This window comes from Knoellia flava TL1 (genome assembly GCF_000768675.1).
Lineage (GTDB): Bacteria > Actinomycetota > Actinomycetes > Actinomycetales > Dermatophilaceae > Knoellia > Knoellia flava.
Genome location: NZ_AVPI01000009.1, coordinates 1 through 16807, shown reverse-complemented (window position 1 = coordinate 16807; position 16807 = coordinate 1). Strand labels below are relative to the sequence as shown.

The following is a 16807-nucleotide window of genomic DNA, read 5'->3' as shown; positions in this document are numbered from 1 at the left end:
TGTCCGCCGCCGAGGAGGCGCTCGCCCGGACGCCCGAGCAGCTGCCCTCGCTCGCGCAGGCCGGGGTCGTCGACGCCGGTGGCGCAGGGTGCCTGCTCATGGTCGAGGCGCTGCACCGCGCGCTCACCGGGGCGTGGACCGACGAGGGCACGCTCCAGCAGGCGACCGACGACCTCCTCCTCCCGCGCGCCTCGTGGCACCACACCACGCCGGCGGGGGAGGGCGGCGCCTCCACCGGCCCCACGCCTCGACGGCCGCACGGCGAGGACCCGCTCGACGCACTCCCCGTCGGGATCGAAGGACCGGCGTTCGAGGTGATGTTCCTGCTCGACCGCAGCGACGCCGAGCGGGTCGCGCAGCTGACGACGACCCTCGACGGCCTCGGCGACTCGCTGCTCGTCGTCGGCGGCCCCGAGCTGTGGAACGTCCACGTCCACGTCGACGACGTCGGCGCCGCGATCGAGGCCGGCATCGAGGCCGGACGCCCGCACCGCGTCAAGGTCACGCACTTCGCGACGCAGATGGCGGCCAAGGAGCCGCAGAAGTTCGCCGTCATCGCCTGCGCCGCCGGCCCCGGCATGGCCTCGATCCTCGAGGACGCCGGGGCGAGCGTCGTGCCGAGCGCGCCCGGCGCCCGGGCGTCCGCGGGTCAGCTCCTCGCCGCGATCCGCGAGACCGGCGCTGCCTCCGTCGTCGTGCTGCCCAACGACAAGGACACGCTCATGGCGGCCGAGGTCGCCTGCCGCGCCGCCGAGGAGGACGGCATCGTCACGGCCATCGTCCCGGCCCGCACCGCCGTGCAGGGACTCGCCGCGCTGGCCGTCGTCGACTTCGACCGCGGGCTGCGCGAGAACGCCATCGCGATGACCGGGGCGGCGGTCTCGACCCGACACGGCGCGGTCTCGATCGCCTCGCGCGAGGTGCTGACGTGGGCCGGCCCGGTCGCGGTCGGCGACGTCCTCGGCATCGTCAGCGGAGACGTCGCGCTCATCGGCGACGACCTCTCCGCGACGGCCAACGAGGTGCTCGACCGGCTGCTCTCCGGTGGCGGGGAGCTCGTCACCCTGGTCTCCGGGGCCGACGCCGATGACGCCCTTGTCGACGCCGTCGCAGCCCACCTCGCCAAGGAGCACGCCGAGGTCGAGGTCGTCCGGATCGACGGCGGCCAGCAGGTCTACCCGCTGCTCCTGGGGGTGGAGTAGCCCCGTGTACTCGGAGTCCACCCCGCTGAGCAAGGTCCTCGGCAAGCGGGAGGCGACGAAGTTCAGGACCGCCCGCGACATCACGACCGTCGGCGACCTCCTGGGCTACTGGCCGCGTCGCTACCAGTCGCCCGAGAGCAACCTCGCCGCCGCGACGATCGGCTCCTACATCGTCGCCGTCGCCGAGGTGAAGTCGGCGACGACGCGCACGATGAAGGCGCGTCGCGGTCGGATGCTCCAGGCCGTCATCACCGACGGCACCAAGGACCTCGAGATCACCTTCTTCTCGGCCCACGGCCACGAGGGCAAGCTCCTGCCCGGCACGCGCGCACTCTTCGCGGGCAAGGTGTCGTCCTTCAACAACCGGCTCCAGCTCGCCCACCCCGGCTACTCGCTGCTCAGCGACCTCGACCGCGGCGAGCGGCGTGACCTCATCCCGATCTACCGAGCCGTCGGCAACCTCCACACGTGGACGGTCACGGAGTGCGTCCGGATGGTCCTCGACCTGCTCGACGAGACGCCCGAGGCGATCCCGGAGCAGGTGCTCGACCGCCGCGACCTCATGGACCGCACCTCCGCCCTGCGCGGCATCCACACCCCGGAGTCGATGAAGGAGGTCGCCGCGGCCCGCCGGCGCATGTCCTACGAGGAGGCGTTCGTCCTCCAGGTCGCGCTCGCCCAGCGGCGGGCCAGGCAGTCGCAGGAGTCCACCCTTGCTCGCGTGCCCCGGCCGGGCGGGCTGCTCGACGCCTTCGACGCCCGGTTGCCCTTCGAGCTCACGTCGGGCCAGCGCGACGTCGGCGAGACGCTCGCCGCGGAGATGGCGCGCGACGTCCCGATGCACCGCCTGCTCCAGGGCGAGGTCGGCTCGGGCAAGACGGTCGTCGCGCTCCGCGCCATGCTCACCGCGGTCGACTCGGGCGGCCAGGCGGCCCTGCTCGCGCCGACCGAGGTCCTCGCCGCCCAGCACCACCGCTCGATCACCGCGATGCTCGGCGACCTCGCCGAGGGCGGGATGCTCGGGGGCAGCGAGATCGGCACCCGCGTCACCCTCCTCACCGGCAGCATGCCGACGGCGTCGCGCCGCAAGGCGCTCCTCGACATCGCGAGCGGCGACGCCGGCATCGTCATCGGGACGCATGCGCTCATCCAGGAGCACGTGAGCTTCCAGGACCTCGCGCTCGTCGTCGTCGACGAGCAGCACCGCTTCGGCGTCGAGCAGCGCGACGCCCTCCGCGGCAAGGCGACGCACCCGCCCCACGTCCTCGTCATGACCGCGACCCCGATCCCGCGCACGGTCGCGATGACGGTCTTCGGCGACATGGAGACCTCGACGCTGAGCGAGCTGCCGGCCGGCCGTGCGCCGATCACGACCCACGTCGTCCCCGAGGACCGACCCGGCTGGCTGCAGCGCACGTGGGAGCGCGTCGCCGAGGAGGTCGCCCAAGGGCGTCAGGCCTATGTCGTGTGTCCCCGCATCGGCGACGACGACGAGCCGGACGCCGACACCGAGATCTTCGACGCGGACCCCAGCCGCGGCGTCGTTGCGGACGGGGACGACGGTGACGACGGAGACGACGGCGGTCCCGACGACCCGACCGAGGAGGAGGCGCCGCCGCCGCGACCACTCGCCTCGGTGCACCGTGTCCATGCAGACCTCGTCGCCAACCCGGCGCTCGCGGGCCTGCGCGTCGAGATCCTCCACGGCCGCCTCGCTGCCGAGGAGAAGGACGCGGTCATGCGCGAGTTCGCGGCCGGCGACATCGACGTCCTCGTCTCGACGACCGTCATCGAGGTCGGTGTCGACGTCCCCAACGCCAGCATCATGGTCGTCATGGACGCCGACTGCTTCGGTGTCTCCCAGCTCCACCAGCTGCGCGGCCGCGTCGGTCGTGGCGGGCTGCCCGGGCTCTGCCTCCTCGTCCATCCCGGCGTCGGCGAGGCCCCGCACGAGCGGCTCGACGCGGTCGCTGCGACGACCGACGGCTTCGAGCTGTCGCGCATCGACCTGCGCCAGCGCCGCGAGGGCGACATCCTCGGGTCGTCGCAGCACGGCGTGCGCAGCCAGCTCCAGTTCCTCCACGTCCTCGAGGACGAGGAGCTCATCGAGGCGGCCCGCGAGGACGCGCTCGAGGTCGTCAGCGAGGACGCCGACCTCTCCGGCCACCCCCGGCTCGCGGCGCTCGTCGCGGCCCGCGTCGACGCCGAGCAGGCGGCCTACCTGGAACGAGGATGACGTGACGAGGATCATCGCCGGCACGGCGGGCGGCCGCGAGCTGCGCACCCCGGGAGGTCGTGGCACCCGTCCCACGAGCGACCGCGTGCGCGAGGCGCTCTTCTCGGCCCTCGAGGCGCGCGATGCGGTCGCGGGCGCCCACGTCATGGACCTGTATGCCGGCTCCGGCGCCCTCGGTCTCGAGTCCGCGAGCCGCGGCGCGGCCGAGGTGACGCTCGTCGAGTCAGACCGGGCCGCCGCCGCGGTCATCCGCGACAACGCCGGTCGCCTCGGCCTCAGGGTCACCGTGCTGCCGACGTCGGTCTCGTCCGCCCTCGCCGGGTCCGCGCGCCCGCTCGACCTCGTCTTCCTCGACCCGCCCTACGACCTCGCCGAGGCCGCGCTCGGCGGTGACCTCGAGGCCCTCGTCACCCGAGGCTGGCTCTCGGAGGACGCGCTCGTCGTCGTCGAGCGCTCGAAGCGCTCGCCCGAGCCGACGTGGCCCGAGGGCCTCGAGCCGGAGCGCCGCAAGGCCTACGGCGAGACCGTCCTCTGGTATGCCGGCCCATGCAGAGCATGGGACCCGCGGTCCGGTTCCTAGCCCCCCGAAAGGGACGCTGATCAGCCAAGATTGCGGCATGACCGACTACGAGATCCCCCGTCCGACCAGCGGTGACGTCCTCGACCTCATCCTGGCCGACCACCGTCAGTTCGAGGACCTCATCCGTGAGGCCCGTCGCAACGACTCCGACCGCGCCGCCGCCCGTGAGGCCCTCGCCGAGCTCATCGTCGCCCACGGCGAGGCCGAGGAGGAGAAGGTCTACCCCACGCTGCGGCGCAAGGGCGCGATCGGCGAGCACGAGAAGGAGCACGGCGAGGAGGAGCACGCCGAGATCAACGAGGCGCTCGTCGCCTTCCTCGAGGCCAAGGGGACCGACACCGAGAAGTACGACACCGCCCTCGAGGAGCTCGCCACCGTCCTCAACCACCACGCCAACGAGGAGGAGCAGACGATCCTCAACCCGGCGCGCGAGGATGTCTCGATCGACGCGCGGGAGGAGCTCGGGGTCGCCTGGGCGACCCGCCGCAACGAGCTGCTCGAGCAGGGCTGCGCCAGCCTCGAGCAGGTCCAGGCCCTCGTCACCCGCGCGGAGAAGGAGGGTGTCCTCGCCGCGCCCGAGGCACGCGAGGAGGCCGACCAGATCAAGGACGAGGCCAAGGAGAAGGCCAAGGAGGTCGAGGAGGCCTCCAAGGAGGAGGCGCAGGGCTGACGCCTCGGGAAGCGACCACGACGGCCCCGGGCGCGCGCCGAGCGCCCGGGGCCGTCCCATGTCAGTAGGGTGACGCGCGTGAGCGCAACGAGGCGGGCCGTCTGTCCGGGGTCGTTCGACCCGATCACGATGGGGCACGTCGACGTGCTCGTCCGCGCGGCGGCGCTCTACGACGAGGTCGTCGTCGCCGTCCTGCACAACCCCGCCAAGAGCGGCACCTTCACGGTCGAGGAGCGGATCGGCTTCATCGAGAGCTCGCTGCCCGAGTCGGTGTCGGCGCGCGTGCGGGTCGAGGCGTTCGCCGGCCGCCTGCTCGTCGACGTCTGCCGCGACGTCGGCGCGGAGGTCATCGTCAAGGGGCTGCGTGGCGGGACCGACTTCGCCTACGAGCTGCCCATGGCGCTCATGAACCGCCACCTCACCGGCGTCGAGACGGTCTTCCTGCCGGGGGCCCCCGAGTTCGAGCACGTGTCGAGCTCGCTCGTCAAGGAGGTCGCCCGCTTCGGTGGCGACGTCGCCGGGCTCGTGCCCGACATCGTCCACGCCGCCCTCGCCGAGCGCCTCGCCACCCCCTGACCCCAGAGCACCGCGACTTCTTGCCCGGATGCGACACGGCGAGCGGAGCGCGCCGTGTCGCATCCGGGCAAGAAGTCGGGAGGGGGCGCGGGTCCCATGCGCTGCACGGGCCGGCATACCGACCGCATTTGGGCAGGCGGCACCCCCTCCGGTACCTTTGATCTTCGGTCTGCGTCAGCCGTGACGACCGACCGAACCACCCGACCAAGGCAAAGGGCAATGAACCGTCTCGATCCTCGGTCTCCGATGGTGCTCGACACCAAGGAGGTCGGCCGGCGACCCGGCTCGATGGCGGAGCTTGTCCGCGAGGTCGGTGCACCAGCCGAGTTCGGCACGGAGGTGCTGCGCGTGGCCGAGGGGGACACCCTCGACATCGACGTGCGGCTCGAGTCCGTCGTCGAAGGAGTCCTGGTCACCGGTTCGGTCCGAGGCACGGCGACCGGCGCCTGCGTGCGGTGCCTGGACCCGGTGAGCCACGACGTGGACGCCAGGTTCCAGGAGCTGTTCGCCTACGCCGATCGCAACGCCCACCACCAGGAGGTGGGCGACGAGGACGCAGCCGAGGAGTACCTCATCGAGGACGGTCTCATCGACCTCGAGCCGGTGCTCCGGGATGCGGTGGTGCCAGCACTGCCGTTCCAGCCCGTGTGTCGCCCGGACTGTCCGGGGTTGTGTTCCGAGTGTGGGATGCGCCTCGAGGAGGACCCGGACCACGCACATGACGTGATCGACCCCAGGTGGGCGGCACTCACGGACCTCGGGTCCGAGCCGACCACGACGCAGACTTCAGATAGGACTTGACGTGGCCGTTCCGAAGCGGAAGATGTCGCGCTCCAACACCCGCTCCCGCCGGGCCAACTGGAAGGCCACGCCGGTCACCCTGACCACGTGCCCGCAGTGCAAGGCCCCGACGCAGCCGCACGTGGCGTGCCCGTCGTGCGGCAGCTACAACGGCCGCCAGTACGGCGTGGCCGAGCGCACCGAGCACCAGGGCTGAGCCCACCCTCATGGGGAGGGGCTCGCAGGGCCTCTCGGCCCTGACGCCGCGGCGCCCCGTCGGTGAGCTCCACCAGCACCTCCACGAGGTGACCGGTGGGGACATCGACGAGGCGCTGCTCGGTCGTGCCCTGACCCACCGCTCCTACGCCTACGAGGCCGGTGGCGTCCCGCACAACGAGCGTCTCGAGTTCCTCGGGGACTCCGTGCTCGGGCTCGTCGTCACCGACGCCCTCTACACGACGCACCCGGACCTCACCGAGGGCCAGCTCGCCAAGCTGCGGGCCGCGGTCGTCAACATGAGGGCTCTCGCCGCCGTCGGTCGCACCCTCGGACTCGGCGACTACCTCCTCCTCGGACGGGGCGAGGAGTCGACCGGCGGCCGCGACAAGGACTCGATCCTCGCCGACACCGTCGAGGCCGTCATCGGCGCGACCTACTCCAGCGCCGGCCTGGCTGCCGCGAGCGAGCTGGTCCACCACCTGCTCGACCCGCTCATGGCGCGTTCGGCGACCCTGGGCGCGGGCCTGGACTGGAAGACGAGCCTCCAGGAGATCTGCGCGCTGCACTCCGCCGGCCCCGTCGAGTACGTCGTCGAGGAGGAGGGCCCGGAGCACTCCAAGACCTTCACCGCGCAGGTCCTCGTCGACGGTGTCGTCCACGGCACCGGCAGCGGCCGCACGAAGAAGGACGCCGAGCAGCAGGCCGCCGCCACCGCGTGGCAGACCCTGCGCGACCGGCACGGTGACGGACTCTCCACCGCGCCGCTGCCCGACCTCTCCTGACCACCGGCTGACCGCCCGTGCCCGAGCTGCCCGAGGTCGAGGTCGTCCGTCGTGGTCTCGCCGACCACGTCGTCGGACGCCGCATCACCACCGCCGCCTTCACGGGCACCCGCGTCGCCCGCCGGCACGTGCCCGGCCCGGCCGACCTCGCCGACCGCATCGCGGGCTCGACCGTCGTCGAGGCACGCCGCCGGGGCAAGTACCTCTGGCTCGTCCTCGACGGGGGGCGCGATGAGACCGACCGTGAGCCGGCGCCGCCGATCGGACTCATCGCCCACCTCGGGATGAGCGGCCAGCTGCTCGTCGAGGCCGCAGACGCCCCCGACGAGAAGCACCTGCACGCGCGGTTCTCCTTCACCGACGGCGATCCCGAGCTGCGGTTCGTCGACCAGCGCACGTTCGGCGGGTTCGCGCTCGACGACCTCGACGACGACGGCGTGCCGCACCAGATCCGGCACATCGCGCCCGACCCGTTCGAGGCGGCCTACGACCAGGCCTCCGTGGTTCGGCGGATCAAGGCGAGCGACAGCGCCGTCAAGCGGATGCTCCTGCACCAGGGCGTCGTCTCGGGGATCGGCAACATCTATGCCGACGAGGCACTGTGGCGCGCGCAGGTCCACGGGGAGCGTCCCGGCAGCAGCCTCACCAAGCCGGCGATCTCGCGCATCCTCGACCACGCCCGCGACGTCATGGCCGCGGCCCTGCTCCAGGGCGGGACGAGCTTCGACGCGCTCTACGTCAACGTCAACGGTGCCTCCGGCTACTTCGACCGCTCGCTGCACGCCTACGGGCAGGAGGGCGAGCCGTGCGACCGTTGCGGCACCCCCATCCGGCGCGAGCAGTTCATGAACCGGTCGTCCTTCAGCTGCCCTCGGTGCCAACCCCGTCCACGCCGGCGGCGTCCTCCGACCGCGTGAGGCTCCCACTGCGGTGTCGTTGAGGCGTGCGTGCTGGCCGGTGCGTGCCGAACCCCACCCGGCAGCGCTCTGGGCGTTCGGTCGAACGGGTCACACGACCTCTGCGTCCGCCCTAGGCTCGGGAGAGGACGTCAGCGGCCCGCCTGCACACCGGGCCGTGGAGGAGAAGGTGGCGTGCGCAGACCCTCGTCGCAGCTCATTGTGGCCGTCATGCTGGCCGGGGTCCTCTGGGCGGTCGCCGCTGCTCCACCCACCGCGGCTGCCCTGACGCTCGCTCCGGGTTCGCTGCCGTGGATGTACACCGGCGCCGGGTCAGGCAGCCTGGGCACCTGGACGACGGCGATCCGGTCGACGTCGACGGACGCCGAGTTCGCCCTGGCCAGGTCGGGGGTGTGGGTCTATGGCGACTCGATCACGCGGGCGGACTACGGCCACCTGGCCGCCGGTCTCTCCGCCCGCGGTCTGCCGTCTGCCGTTGACGCCCAGGGCAGCCTGCCCAGCGTTCCCGCGGTGGAACGCCTGGCGGCGCGAGTCGCGAGACAGGGGCCGCCACGGGTCCTCGTCATGGCAACCGGCTCCAACGACATCTACCGTCCGACCTTCATCGCCGGCGCGACCCGGTCCGTGCGGGCGGTCGTCGGCCCGACGACGAGGGTGGTGTGGGTCAACGTCTTCGTCCGCCGCGCGTCCGTGGGCGCCACGATGCAGGCTGCAGACCTCGTCAACACCAATGCCGTCAATGCTGCGACGGCGCTCGCTCCGGCGGACGCCGTCGTGGACTGGTACGGCTACCTCACCAAGGATCCCGCCCGCTTGACGACCCACCTGCGCGACGGCGTCCACACGACGGCCGTCGGCCAGGCTGCCCGCAACGGGCTCATCCTCGCTGCGGTCCAGGGCTGATGGCCTCGGACATCAGCGCGACGTCCTCGCCCAGGCTCTCGCGACGAGCTCGCGCAGCACTGCCTCGTCGACGTCCGCGAGCCGCTTGACGTAGAGGCAGTCCTTGCCGGTCGTGTGCGGACCGAGGCGTTCGAGCAGGTCGGCGTGGGTGCCGTGGGCGGTGAGGCCGTAGAACGTCAGGGCGGCCCTGCGCGCGGCGAGCCCGACGGTGAACCATTCGCGCTCCTTGCCGTCGGCGGTCGTGTAGGGCCGGCGGCCGAAGCCCACCATCGAGGTGCCCCACAGCACTGGCTCGGCTCCGGTGACCTCGCGCACGAGGTCGAGGGCGGCAAGGGCGTCGTCGCGCCGTGCCGCGGGCTCGACACCCCGCAGGTGCTCCTCGACGTCGCCGGGGACCGGACGCGTCACGCGGTCGCCGTGGTCGGGTGGGGGAGCGGTCGTCATGGAAGTGGGAGCTCCTCTAGCGCGACGGCCTTGCCCGTATGCCGTTCGCTCAGGTCCGCGAACGCCTGCCGGATCGTCCTGGCATAGAGGTGGGCGCCCTTGAGCGAGGGGTGGATGCCGTCGGACTGGAGCTGTCCGCTCGTGCCCTCGAGGGCGGCGTCCCAGTCGGCGACGGCGACGTTGTCGCGGCCCTTCGCCAGCTCCTTGAGCGCCGCGTTGTCGGAGGCGATGCGGTTGATCCGGCCGTGGAGGGTGACGAGGACGACCATGCGGTCGGGCCCGAGAGCGTCGAGCGTCGCCCGGGCACGGTCGATGTCGGTGCCGGCGTTGGTGCCGAGGGCGAGCACCACGGCCCGACGCGTGCTCGCACCGCGCGCCTTGACGACGGAGAAGCCCTCGGCCCACTGGCGGTTGGAGCGTGCGTCCATCCGGATGCCGGGGAAGTAGTAGCGGAGGGCGTGGACGCTGCCGACCATCATCGAGTCTCCGACGCCGTCGATCTCGGCGCCGGTGGGCATCGCCCACGTCTGGACGACCTTGCCCGTTGCTGCGGGAGCCGCCGCGCCCGATGCCTGTGGCGTCGGCGTCGCGCCGCCGGGGAGGGGCACGGACGCGCTCGCGGTCGGAGCCACCCGGGCCGCGGCCGCGTTGGCGTCGAGGAGTGCCTCGACACGCGTGCGGGTGGGGGCGGTGAGCAGGACGGCGGTGAGGGCGATGGCGAGGACGGCGACGGACGACCACACGATGCGGGCGGTGCGGGTGCCGGCATACCGGATCGTGTGCAGCGCGTGCCGCGCCGTGCCGCGGAAGCCGCGCCGACGGACGGGCGACTCGATGATGCGGTAGGAGAGGTCGGCGAGGGCGACGGTGACGACGACGCACCAGAGGCGCGACCAGAGGTAGCCGTCGGACGAGCGAGCGGCCCACGGGAGGTCGGCCTCGACGATGAGGATGACCGGCCAGTGCCAGAGGTAGAGGCCGTAGGACCGCTCGCCGACCCACCGGAGCAGCGGGGCCTCGAGCACCGAGCGGAGCGGCGAGGGTCGCTCGACGACCGCGAGGACGAGGACGCTCGTCGCGAGCGAGGCGAGGAGGATGCCGCCGCGGAAGGTGAAGGACGTCGCCTCGTCGAGCAGCGCCACGAGGGCGACGAGCACGAGGGCCGATGCCGCGACGACGGGCACGCGGACCCGCTGCCACCGCGCGGTCGAGGTCCAGGCGCGGTGCGGGGCGGCCCAGGCGAAGGCCAGCGCGGCGCCGAGCATGAGGCCCATGAGGTGCGTGTCGGTGCCGTAGTAGACGCGGGTCGCCCCGAGCTCGGGGTCGTAGCGGACGGCCATGAGGACGGCGGAGGCGAGGGCGAGGACGACGGCCACGCCTGCCCGGGCGCGCGACGACGGGGCGAGGCGGAGCAGGGCCAGGGCGACGAGCGGCCACACGAGGTAGAACTGCTCCTCGACCGCGAGCGACCACAGGTTCATGAGGAGCTGCGGCGCGGTGCTGTGGAAGTAGTCGGAGCCGGCGGCGATCTCGAGCCAGTTGCTCGTGAAGGTCAGGGCGCCGAGGGCCTGGCGGCGGATGCCGACGAGCAGGTCGGCCTCGACGAGCCGGGCCAGGAGGATGACGCTCGGGACGAGCACGAGCAGAGCGGGGAGCAGGCGCCGTGCCCGCCGGGTCCAGAACCCGCGCAGGTCGACCCGGCCCTCGCGGGCGTGCTCGCGCACGAGCAGGGTCGTGATGAGGAAGCCGGAGATGACGAAGAAGACGTCGACCCCGAGGAAGCCGCCGGGCAGCCAGCGCGGGTCGAGGTGGAAGACGAGGACGGCGACGATCGCGGCCGCGCGCAGGCCGTCGAGTCCGGGAAGCCGGCCCCGTGGGCGCGTCTCCCTGATCCCGGACGGGGGTGCGGAGGTCGCTGCCCCGGGCCCGAGCGAAGGGCTCTCCACGCTCATGGCCTCAGGCTAAGGAGGTGCACCGACAGGGGCGTGGAGGCGCGCTGGAGGAGGGGCGACCTACGATCGGCGCCATGGAGACGAGCCTCGACCCAGGTGCCGAGGGGGTGCAGCCCGTCCGCGTCACGCTCAACGTGCGGGGGCAGGTGCAGGGCGTCGGCTTCCGCTGGTGGACGCGCGCCCGGGCGCTCGAGCTCGGGCTGGTCGGGCATGCGCGCAACACCGCCGACGGTCGCGTCGAGGTCGTCGCCCAAGGCCCTCGCGGTGCGGTCGACCGCCTCGTGCGGCTCCTCTCCGAGGAGCCGTCGACGACGCACCGTCCCGGCGCCGTGGTCTCGGTCTCGACGCCGCTGGAGAGCGAGCCCCGGCCGGACGTCACCGGCTTCGTCGAGAGGTGAGGGACGGTGAGCCGGGCACGGTCGCGGCCACGGGTCCCACGGTCTGCACGGGCCGGCATACCGGCAGTTGGGACGGGCGGCTCACGCGCGGGCGGCGTTCCTACGATGGGGCGATGAGCGACGTCCCCCCGGAGCTGGCCCGCCTCCGCTCGAGCATCGACAACATCGACGCAGCCCTCGTGCACCTGCTCGCCGAGCGGTTCAAGTGCACCCAGCAGGTGGGCGAGCTCAAGGCCGTCGAGGGGCTCCCGCCGGCGGACCCGGCCCGCGAGGAGCGGCAGATCGCCCGGCTCCGCGCGCTCGCGGACGAGAGCGGGCTCGACCCCGAGTTCGCCGAGAAGTTCATCAACTTCGTCATCGCCGAGGTCATCCACCACCACGAGTCGATCGCCAAGGGCTGACCCGGCCAGCACCACGAGCCCCACCTGTCACAGGCAACGCAGCCCGGTTCTCGCGTCCCCGGCCGGTAGGGCACGCGCCGGTACAGTGACGGCGTCGATCCCGTCCCGATGCCCCCAGAAGAACCGAGAGCCACCGCGTGTACGTCAAGAGCCTGACCCTCAAGGGGTTCAAGTCCTTCGCCTCGGCCACGACCATGCGCCTCGAGCCCGGCATCACCTGCATCGTCGGCCCCAACGGCTCGGGCAAGTCCAACGTCGTCGACGCCCTCGCGTGGGTCATGGGCGAGCAGGGTGCCAAGAGCCTGCGCGGCGGCAAGATGGAGGACGTCATCTTCGCCGGCACCGCGGGCCGCCCGCCGCTGGGCCGCGCCGAGGTCAGCCTGACGATCGACAACACCGACGGCGCGCTGCCCATCGACTACACCGAGGTGACGATCACCCGGACGATGTTCCGCAACGGCGGCTCCGAGTACGCCATCAACGGCACGCCGAGCCGGCTGCTCGACATCCAGGAGCTGCTGTCCGACAGCGGCATCGGCCGCGAGATGCACGTCATCGTCGGCCAGGGACAGCTCGACGCCGTGCTGCGTGCGACCCCCGAAGAGCGCCGCGGGTTCATCGAGGAGGCCGCCGGCGTCCTCAAGCACCGCAAGCGCAAGGAGCGCGCGCTGCGCAAGCTTGACGCGATGGAGGCCAACCTCACCCGCGTCCACGACCTCACCGGCGAGATCCGCCGCCAGCTCGGCCCGCTCGGTCGCCAGGCCGAGGCGGCACGCAAGGCCGCGGTCATCCAGGCCGAGGCGCGTGACGCGCGCCTGCGCCTCGTCGCCGACGACCTCGTCCAGCTCACCTCGACGCTCGAGCAGGAGGTCGCCGACGAGACCGCTCTCATCGAGCGCCGCACCACCGTCGAGAACGCGCTCGAGTCGCTGCGCTCGCGGATCACCGAGATCGAGCGCCAGGCCGCCGACGCCGCACCCGAGCTCGGGCGCTCGCAGGAGCGGTTCGTCCGGCTGCAGTCGCTGCGCGACCGGCTCGAGTCCACCGCCTCCGTCGCCCGCGAGCGGGTGCGCCTCCTCGGCCAGGACGACGTCGACGAGACGACCTCGGGGCGCGACCCCGAAGAGCTCCGCGCGCAGGCCGCGCAGGCCCGCGAGGCCGAGCAGAAGCTCGCCGCCGAGGTCGCCACCGCCGCCGAGCAGCTTGCCGCCGCCGTCACCACCCGCGAGGAGGCCGAGAGCGCGTATGCCGGTGAGCAGCAACGCCTGTCGCGTCTGGCTCGCGCTGCTGCCGACCGTCGCGAGGGCCTCGCCAAGCTCGCCGGCCAGGTCGGTGCCCGACGCAGCCGGATCGAGGCCGGCGAGGCCGAGATCGGACGGCTGCGCGGCATCATCGAGGCCTCGCTCGCCCGGGCCTCCGAGGCCGAGAAGGAGTTCTCGCGGCTTGAGGGCACGGTCGCCCACGACGAGGAGGGCGAGGAGGGCCTCGACAGTGCCTACGAGACCGCCGCAGAGGAGCTCGCGACGGTCGAGACCCGCATCGCCGAGCTCGAGGGCGTCGAGCGCGAGGCCGAGCGCGACCGCGCGTCCGCCGCCGCCCGGGTCGAGGCGCTCGAGCTCAGCCTCCGTCGCAAGGACGGGGCCGCCGCGCTCCTCGCCGCCTCCGAGAGCTCCGAGTCAGGTGACGGCCACGGGATCGTCGGCACCGTCGCCTCGCTCCTCCAGGTCAGTGGTGGCCACGAGGGAGCCGTCGCCGCGGCGCTCGGCTGGGCCTCCGAGGCGCTCGCCGTCGGCACCGCGCAGGACGCCGCCCGCGCCGTCGCCACGCTGCGCTCCGACGACCAGGGCCGCGCCACCCTCCTCGTCGGCGACACCGCCGCGCCGTCCGACCGCGCCTCGTGGCCGTCCCTCGACGGGTCGGCCGTCTGGGCGCGTGACGTCGTCGACGCCCCCGCCTCGGTGCGACCCGCCGTCGACCAGCTCCTCGACCTCGTCGCGCTGGTCCCCAGCGCCGAGCACGCCCTGGCCCTCGTCGCCCGCGGGGACGGCATCACCGCCGTCACCGAGGACGGCGACGTCTATGCGCCCGGCTGGGTGCGTGGCGGGTCGAGCAGCGGCCAGTCCCTCCTCGAGATCCAGTCCGCCCTCGAGGACGCGCAGGCAGCCGCCGCCGCAGCGACCACGCGCGGGGAGCAGACCCGGTTCGCCCTCGTCGCCGAGCGCGAGAAGGCAGCGGCGGTGACGCAGCGCGTCGAGGCGGCGCTCGAGGCCCTGCACGACAGCGACGCCCGCATGGCCGCCGTCGCCGAGCAGCTGGGCGGGCTGCAGTCGACGATCCGGTCGAGCCGTTCCGAGGTCGAGCGCACCGAACGCACCATCGCCGACGCCGAGGCGGCGCTCGAGGCCGACCGGGCCGAGCTCGCCACCCTGTCCGCGCGCCTCGACGAGGCGAGCGCCGAGCCGACCGAGTCCGAGGAGCCCTCGACCGACGAGCGCGACGCGCTCGAGCTCGCTGCGAGCCGCGCCCGCACCGCCGAGACCGAGCTGCGGCTCACCCTGCGCACCAAGGAGGAGCGGGCCCGCTCGCTCAAGGGCCGCGCCGACTCGCTCGAGGGAGCCGCCCGCAACGAGATTCAGGCCCGCGAGCGCCTGCGCCAGCGTCAGGAGCGCCGCCGCCGCGAGGCCTCCATCGCCGACGCCGTGAGCCAGGCCGCCGCCTACGCTACCGAGAGGATGGCGACAGCCCTCGTGCGCGCCGCCCGCCTGCGCGACGAGGCCGAGGCCGAGCGCACCCGCCGCGACACCGTCGTGCGTGGGCTGCGCGACGAGATGGCCACCCACCAGGACGAGCTGCGCGAGCTCACCGACTCCGCCCACCGCGACGAGGTGGCCCGGGCCCGGCAGGTCGCCCGCATCGAGCAGCTCCAGGCCAAGGCCGTCGAGGAGCTCGGCATGGACCCGGATGTCCTCATGGAGGACTACGGCCCGCACCAGCCCATCCCGTTCCTCGCCGGACCCGACCACGAGGGCGACGTCCCGATGCCGTCGGCGTTCGTGCGCGACGAGCAGGAGAAGCGCCTGCGCAAGGCCGAGCGCGGCCTCTCGGCGCTGGGCCGGGTCAACCCGCTCGCCCTCGAGGAGTTCGCGGCGCTCGAGGAGCGCCACAAGTTCCTCGTCGAGCAGCTCGAGGACCTCAAGAAGTCCAAGCGCGACCTCCTCGACATCGTCAAGGAGGTCGACGAGCGGGTTGAGCAGGTCTTCACCGAGGCCTACCACGACACGGCCGAGCAGTTCGAGCGTGTCTTCCAGCGGCTCTTCCCGGGCGGCTCCGGACAGCTCGTCCTCACCGACCCCGGCGACATGCTCACGACCGGCATCGAGGTCGAGGCGCGTCCTCCCGGCAAGAAGGTCAAGCGCCTCTCGCTGCTCTCCGGTGGCGAGCGTTCGCTCGTGGCCGTGGCGCTGCTCGTCGCGATCTTCAAGGCCAGGCCGAGCCCGTTCTACATCATGGACGAGGTGGAGGCCGCGCTCGACGACACCAACCTCGGCCGGCTCATCACCCTCTTCGAGGAGCTGCGCGACAGCAGCCAGCTCATCGTCATCACGCACCAGAAGAAGACGATGGAGATCGCCGACGCCCTCTACGGCGTGAGCATGCGCGGCGACGGCATCACGACGGTCGTGTCGCAGCGTATCCGCGACGTCGCCGCCACCGCCTGACTGCTTCCTTGCCCGACTTATTGCCCATTCGCGCCCCTCTCAGGGCAGGCCGGCTCTCGCGAAATGGCGCGAATGGGCAATAAGTCGGGGTTCAGTCGGCGTTGACGCGTCCGAACGTGTCGAGCGGCCAGATCCGGAAGACGACCGGCCCGACGAGCCGGTTCATCGGCACGAACCGCGCGCACCCATCGGACTCCGTCCCGCCACGGCAGCTCGCGACCGAGTCGGCCGACTGCGAGCGATGGTCACCGAGGACGAGCAGCCGGTCGGAGGGCACCCGGATCTCCGGGAAGCAGCGGGAGGATCGTGGCGTCGTGTCGCAGGTGAGCTCGGGGGAGCGGAACGTGTGGTCCTCGAACAGGTAGTCCTCCTCGAGCGCCTCACCGTCGACGACGACGTGGCCCGAGCTGTCGCAGCAGCGGACCCGGTCACCGGGCATCCCGATGACCCGCTTGACGGTGTAGGCGGTGCTCGACGGCCCGATCCCGGTGAGGTCGCCGACCTTGCGGACGCTGTCGGTGAGGACGTTGCCGGTGGGGCGCAGCCTGCTGTCCTGCCAGGTCTCGCCGTGGGAGAAGACGACGATGTCACCGCGCTCGACGGTGCTGTCCGTGCGGTCGACGATGATGCGGTCGCCGATGCGCAGGGTCTGCTCCATGGACTGGGAGGGCACGCCGAACGGCTTGGCGACGAAGCCCTGGACCAGCGCCACGACGACCACGGCGAGAATGACCTCGACGCCGACCGGAAGCCTGCGACGGCGACGCCCTGAGGCCTCCTGCGCGGTCGTCACGGTCACTCGGCGAGCGTACGCGGTGAGGGCGCCCGACGCCCGTCGGCGTCCACCGCGGCGGGGTGTCGTTTTGAATGCGGGCGGGCTCTAGGACACCCTTGGGACATGGTCGCGCTCATTCTCGGCATGCTCGTCTGTGTCGCCCTCGCCCTCGCCGTCGTCGCCCTCGTCGCGATTCCGGCCCGCCGGGACGGCCGTGGGGTCCTCACGCCCAAGGGCGAGGAGGTCGTCATCG

The 16807-nt window shown here is 72.7% G+C and carries 16 protein-coding genes; 13 read left to right on the top strand and 3 right to left on the bottom strand.

Annotated features, from left to right (window positions below):
- The 10 genes from N798_RS04480 to N798_RS04435 all read left to right on the top strand — a co-directional run.
- The coding region (locus N798_RS04480; protein ID WP_035946598.1) for a DAK2 domain-containing protein at window positions 1-1202 on the top strand (1202 nt) is incomplete at its 5' end.
- Between the two features lie 4 nt (window positions 1203-1206).
- Window positions 1207-3438 (top strand): ATP-dependent DNA helicase RecG, encoded by a 2232-nt coding sequence (locus N798_RS04475; RefSeq protein WP_035946597.1) that lies wholly within the window; start codon window positions 1207-1209, stop codon window positions 3436-3438.
- 1 nt (window position 3439) lies between these two features.
- Window positions 3440-4018 carry a 16S rRNA (guanine(966)-N(2))-methyltransferase RsmD gene (gene rsmD, locus N798_RS04470; protein ID WP_035946596.1) on the top strand — a complete coding sequence of 193 codons (579 nt, stop codon included), beginning with the start codon at window positions 3440-3442 and terminating at the stop codon, window positions 4016-4018.
- A 37-nt stretch (window positions 4019-4055) separates the two neighbouring features.
- Window positions 4056-4688, top strand: a complete 633-nt coding sequence (locus N798_RS04465; RefSeq protein ID WP_035946594.1) for a hemerythrin domain-containing protein — start codon at window positions 4056-4058, stop codon at window positions 4686-4688.
- Window positions 4689-4766: 78 nt separating this feature from the next.
- Window positions 4767-5264 carry a pantetheine-phosphate adenylyltransferase gene (coaD, locus tag N798_RS04460; protein ID WP_035946604.1) on the top strand — a complete coding sequence of 166 codons (498 nt, stop codon included), beginning with the start codon at window positions 4767-4769 and terminating at the stop codon, window positions 5262-5264.
- 219 nt (window positions 5265-5483) lie between these two features.
- Complete coding sequence (locus tag N798_RS04455; RefSeq protein WP_035946592.1) at window positions 5484-6065, top strand: YceD family protein; 582 nt, start codon at window positions 5484-5486, stop codon at window positions 6063-6065.
- A gap of 1 nt (window position 6066) precedes the next feature.
- Window positions 6067-6261: a 50S ribosomal protein L32 gene (gene rpmF, locus N798_RS04450; protein WP_035946591.1), complete on the top strand. Its 195-nt coding sequence runs from the start codon at window positions 6067-6069 to the stop codon at window positions 6259-6261.
- A 10-nt stretch (window positions 6262-6271) separates the two neighbouring features.
- Window positions 6272-7045, top strand: coding sequence for a ribonuclease III (gene rnc, locus N798_RS04445; RefSeq protein WP_035946589.1), 774 nt, complete (start codon window positions 6272-6274; stop codon window positions 7043-7045).
- 17 nt (window positions 7046-7062) lie between these two features.
- Window positions 7063-7962 (top strand): bifunctional DNA-formamidopyrimidine glycosylase/DNA-(apurinic or apyrimidinic site) lyase, encoded by a 900-nt coding sequence (gene mutM, locus N798_RS04440; RefSeq protein WP_035946587.1) that lies wholly within the window; start codon window positions 7063-7065, stop codon window positions 7960-7962.
- Between the two features lie 174 nt (window positions 7963-8136).
- Window positions 8137-8865: an SGNH/GDSL hydrolase family protein gene (locus N798_RS04435; protein ID WP_156971616.1), complete on the top strand. Its 729-nt coding sequence runs from the start codon at window positions 8137-8139 to the stop codon at window positions 8863-8865.
- A gap of 12 nt (window positions 8866-8877) precedes the next feature.
- Here N798_RS04435 and N798_RS04430 read toward each other — a convergent pair whose 3' ends face one another.
- Both N798_RS04430 and N798_RS04425 read right to left on the bottom strand, forming a co-directional pair.
- The gene (locus N798_RS04430) at window positions 8878-9309 is read right to left on the bottom strand and encodes a DUF1801 domain-containing protein (protein ID WP_052116910.1); all 432 of its coding nucleotides are present in this window, start codon (window positions 9307-9309) and stop codon (window positions 8878-8880) included.
- The gene (locus N798_RS04425) at window positions 9306-11261 is read right to left on the bottom strand and encodes an acyltransferase family protein (RefSeq protein WP_052116909.1); all 1956 of its coding nucleotides are present in this window, start codon (window positions 11259-11261) and stop codon (window positions 9306-9308) included. The genes N798_RS04430 and N798_RS04425 overlap by 4 nt, the downstream gene beginning before the upstream one ends.
- Before the next feature lie 74 nt (window positions 11262-11335).
- On the opposite strand from N798_RS04425, the gene N798_RS04420 reads away from it, so the two are divergent.
- The 3 genes from N798_RS04420 (at window position 11336) to smc (ending at window position 15779) form a co-directional block, all read left to right on the top strand.
- Window positions 11336-11659, top strand: a complete 324-nt coding sequence (locus N798_RS04420; protein ID WP_052116908.1) for an acylphosphatase — start codon at window positions 11336-11338, stop codon at window positions 11657-11659.
- 113 nt (window positions 11660-11772) lie between these two features.
- Complete coding sequence (locus N798_RS04415; protein WP_035946584.1) at window positions 11773-12060, top strand: chorismate mutase; 288 nt, start codon at window positions 11773-11775, stop codon at window positions 12058-12060.
- 137 nt (window positions 12061-12197) lie between these two features.
- Window positions 12198-15779, top strand: coding sequence for a chromosome segregation protein SMC (gene smc / locus N798_RS04410; protein ID WP_035946581.1), 3582 nt, complete (start codon window positions 12198-12200; stop codon window positions 15777-15779).
- 91 nt (window positions 15780-15870) lie between these two features.
- On the opposite strand, the gene lepB is transcribed toward smc, so the two are convergent.
- On the bottom strand, window positions 15871-16578 hold the full coding sequence (gene lepB / locus N798_RS04405) for a signal peptidase I (protein WP_035946580.1): 708 nt from the start codon (window positions 16576-16578) through the stop codon (window positions 15871-15873).
- Window positions 16579-16807: the final 229 nt, after the last annotated feature.

Bases quoted from the DNA above. Each gene is read 5' to 3' on its own strand.
- N798_RS04465 (WP_035946594.1), top strand. From the start codon at position 4,056: ATGACCGACTACGAGATCCCCCGTCCGACCAGCGGTGACGTCCTCGAC.
- N798_RS04455 (WP_035946592.1), top strand. From the start codon at position 5,484: ATGAACCGTCTCGATCCTCGGTCTCCGATGGTGCTCGACACCAAGGAG.
- rnc (WP_035946589.1), top strand. From the start codon at position 6,272: ATGGGGAGGGGCTCGCAGGGCCTCTCGGCCCTGACGCCGCGGCGCCCC.
- N798_RS04430 (WP_052116910.1), bottom strand. From the start codon at position 9,309: ATGACGACCGCTCCCCCACCCGACCACGGCGACCGCGTGACGCGTCCG.
- N798_RS04425 (WP_052116909.1), bottom strand. From the start codon at position 11,261: ATGAGCGTGGAGAGCCCTTCGCTCGGGCCCGGGGCAGCGACCTCCGCA.
- N798_RS04420 (WP_052116908.1), top strand. From the start codon at position 11,336: ATGGAGACGAGCCTCGACCCAGGTGCCGAGGGGGTGCAGCCCGTCCGC.
- N798_RS04415 (WP_035946584.1), top strand. From the start codon at position 11,773: ATGAGCGACGTCCCCCCGGAGCTGGCCCGCCTCCGCTCGAGCATCGAC.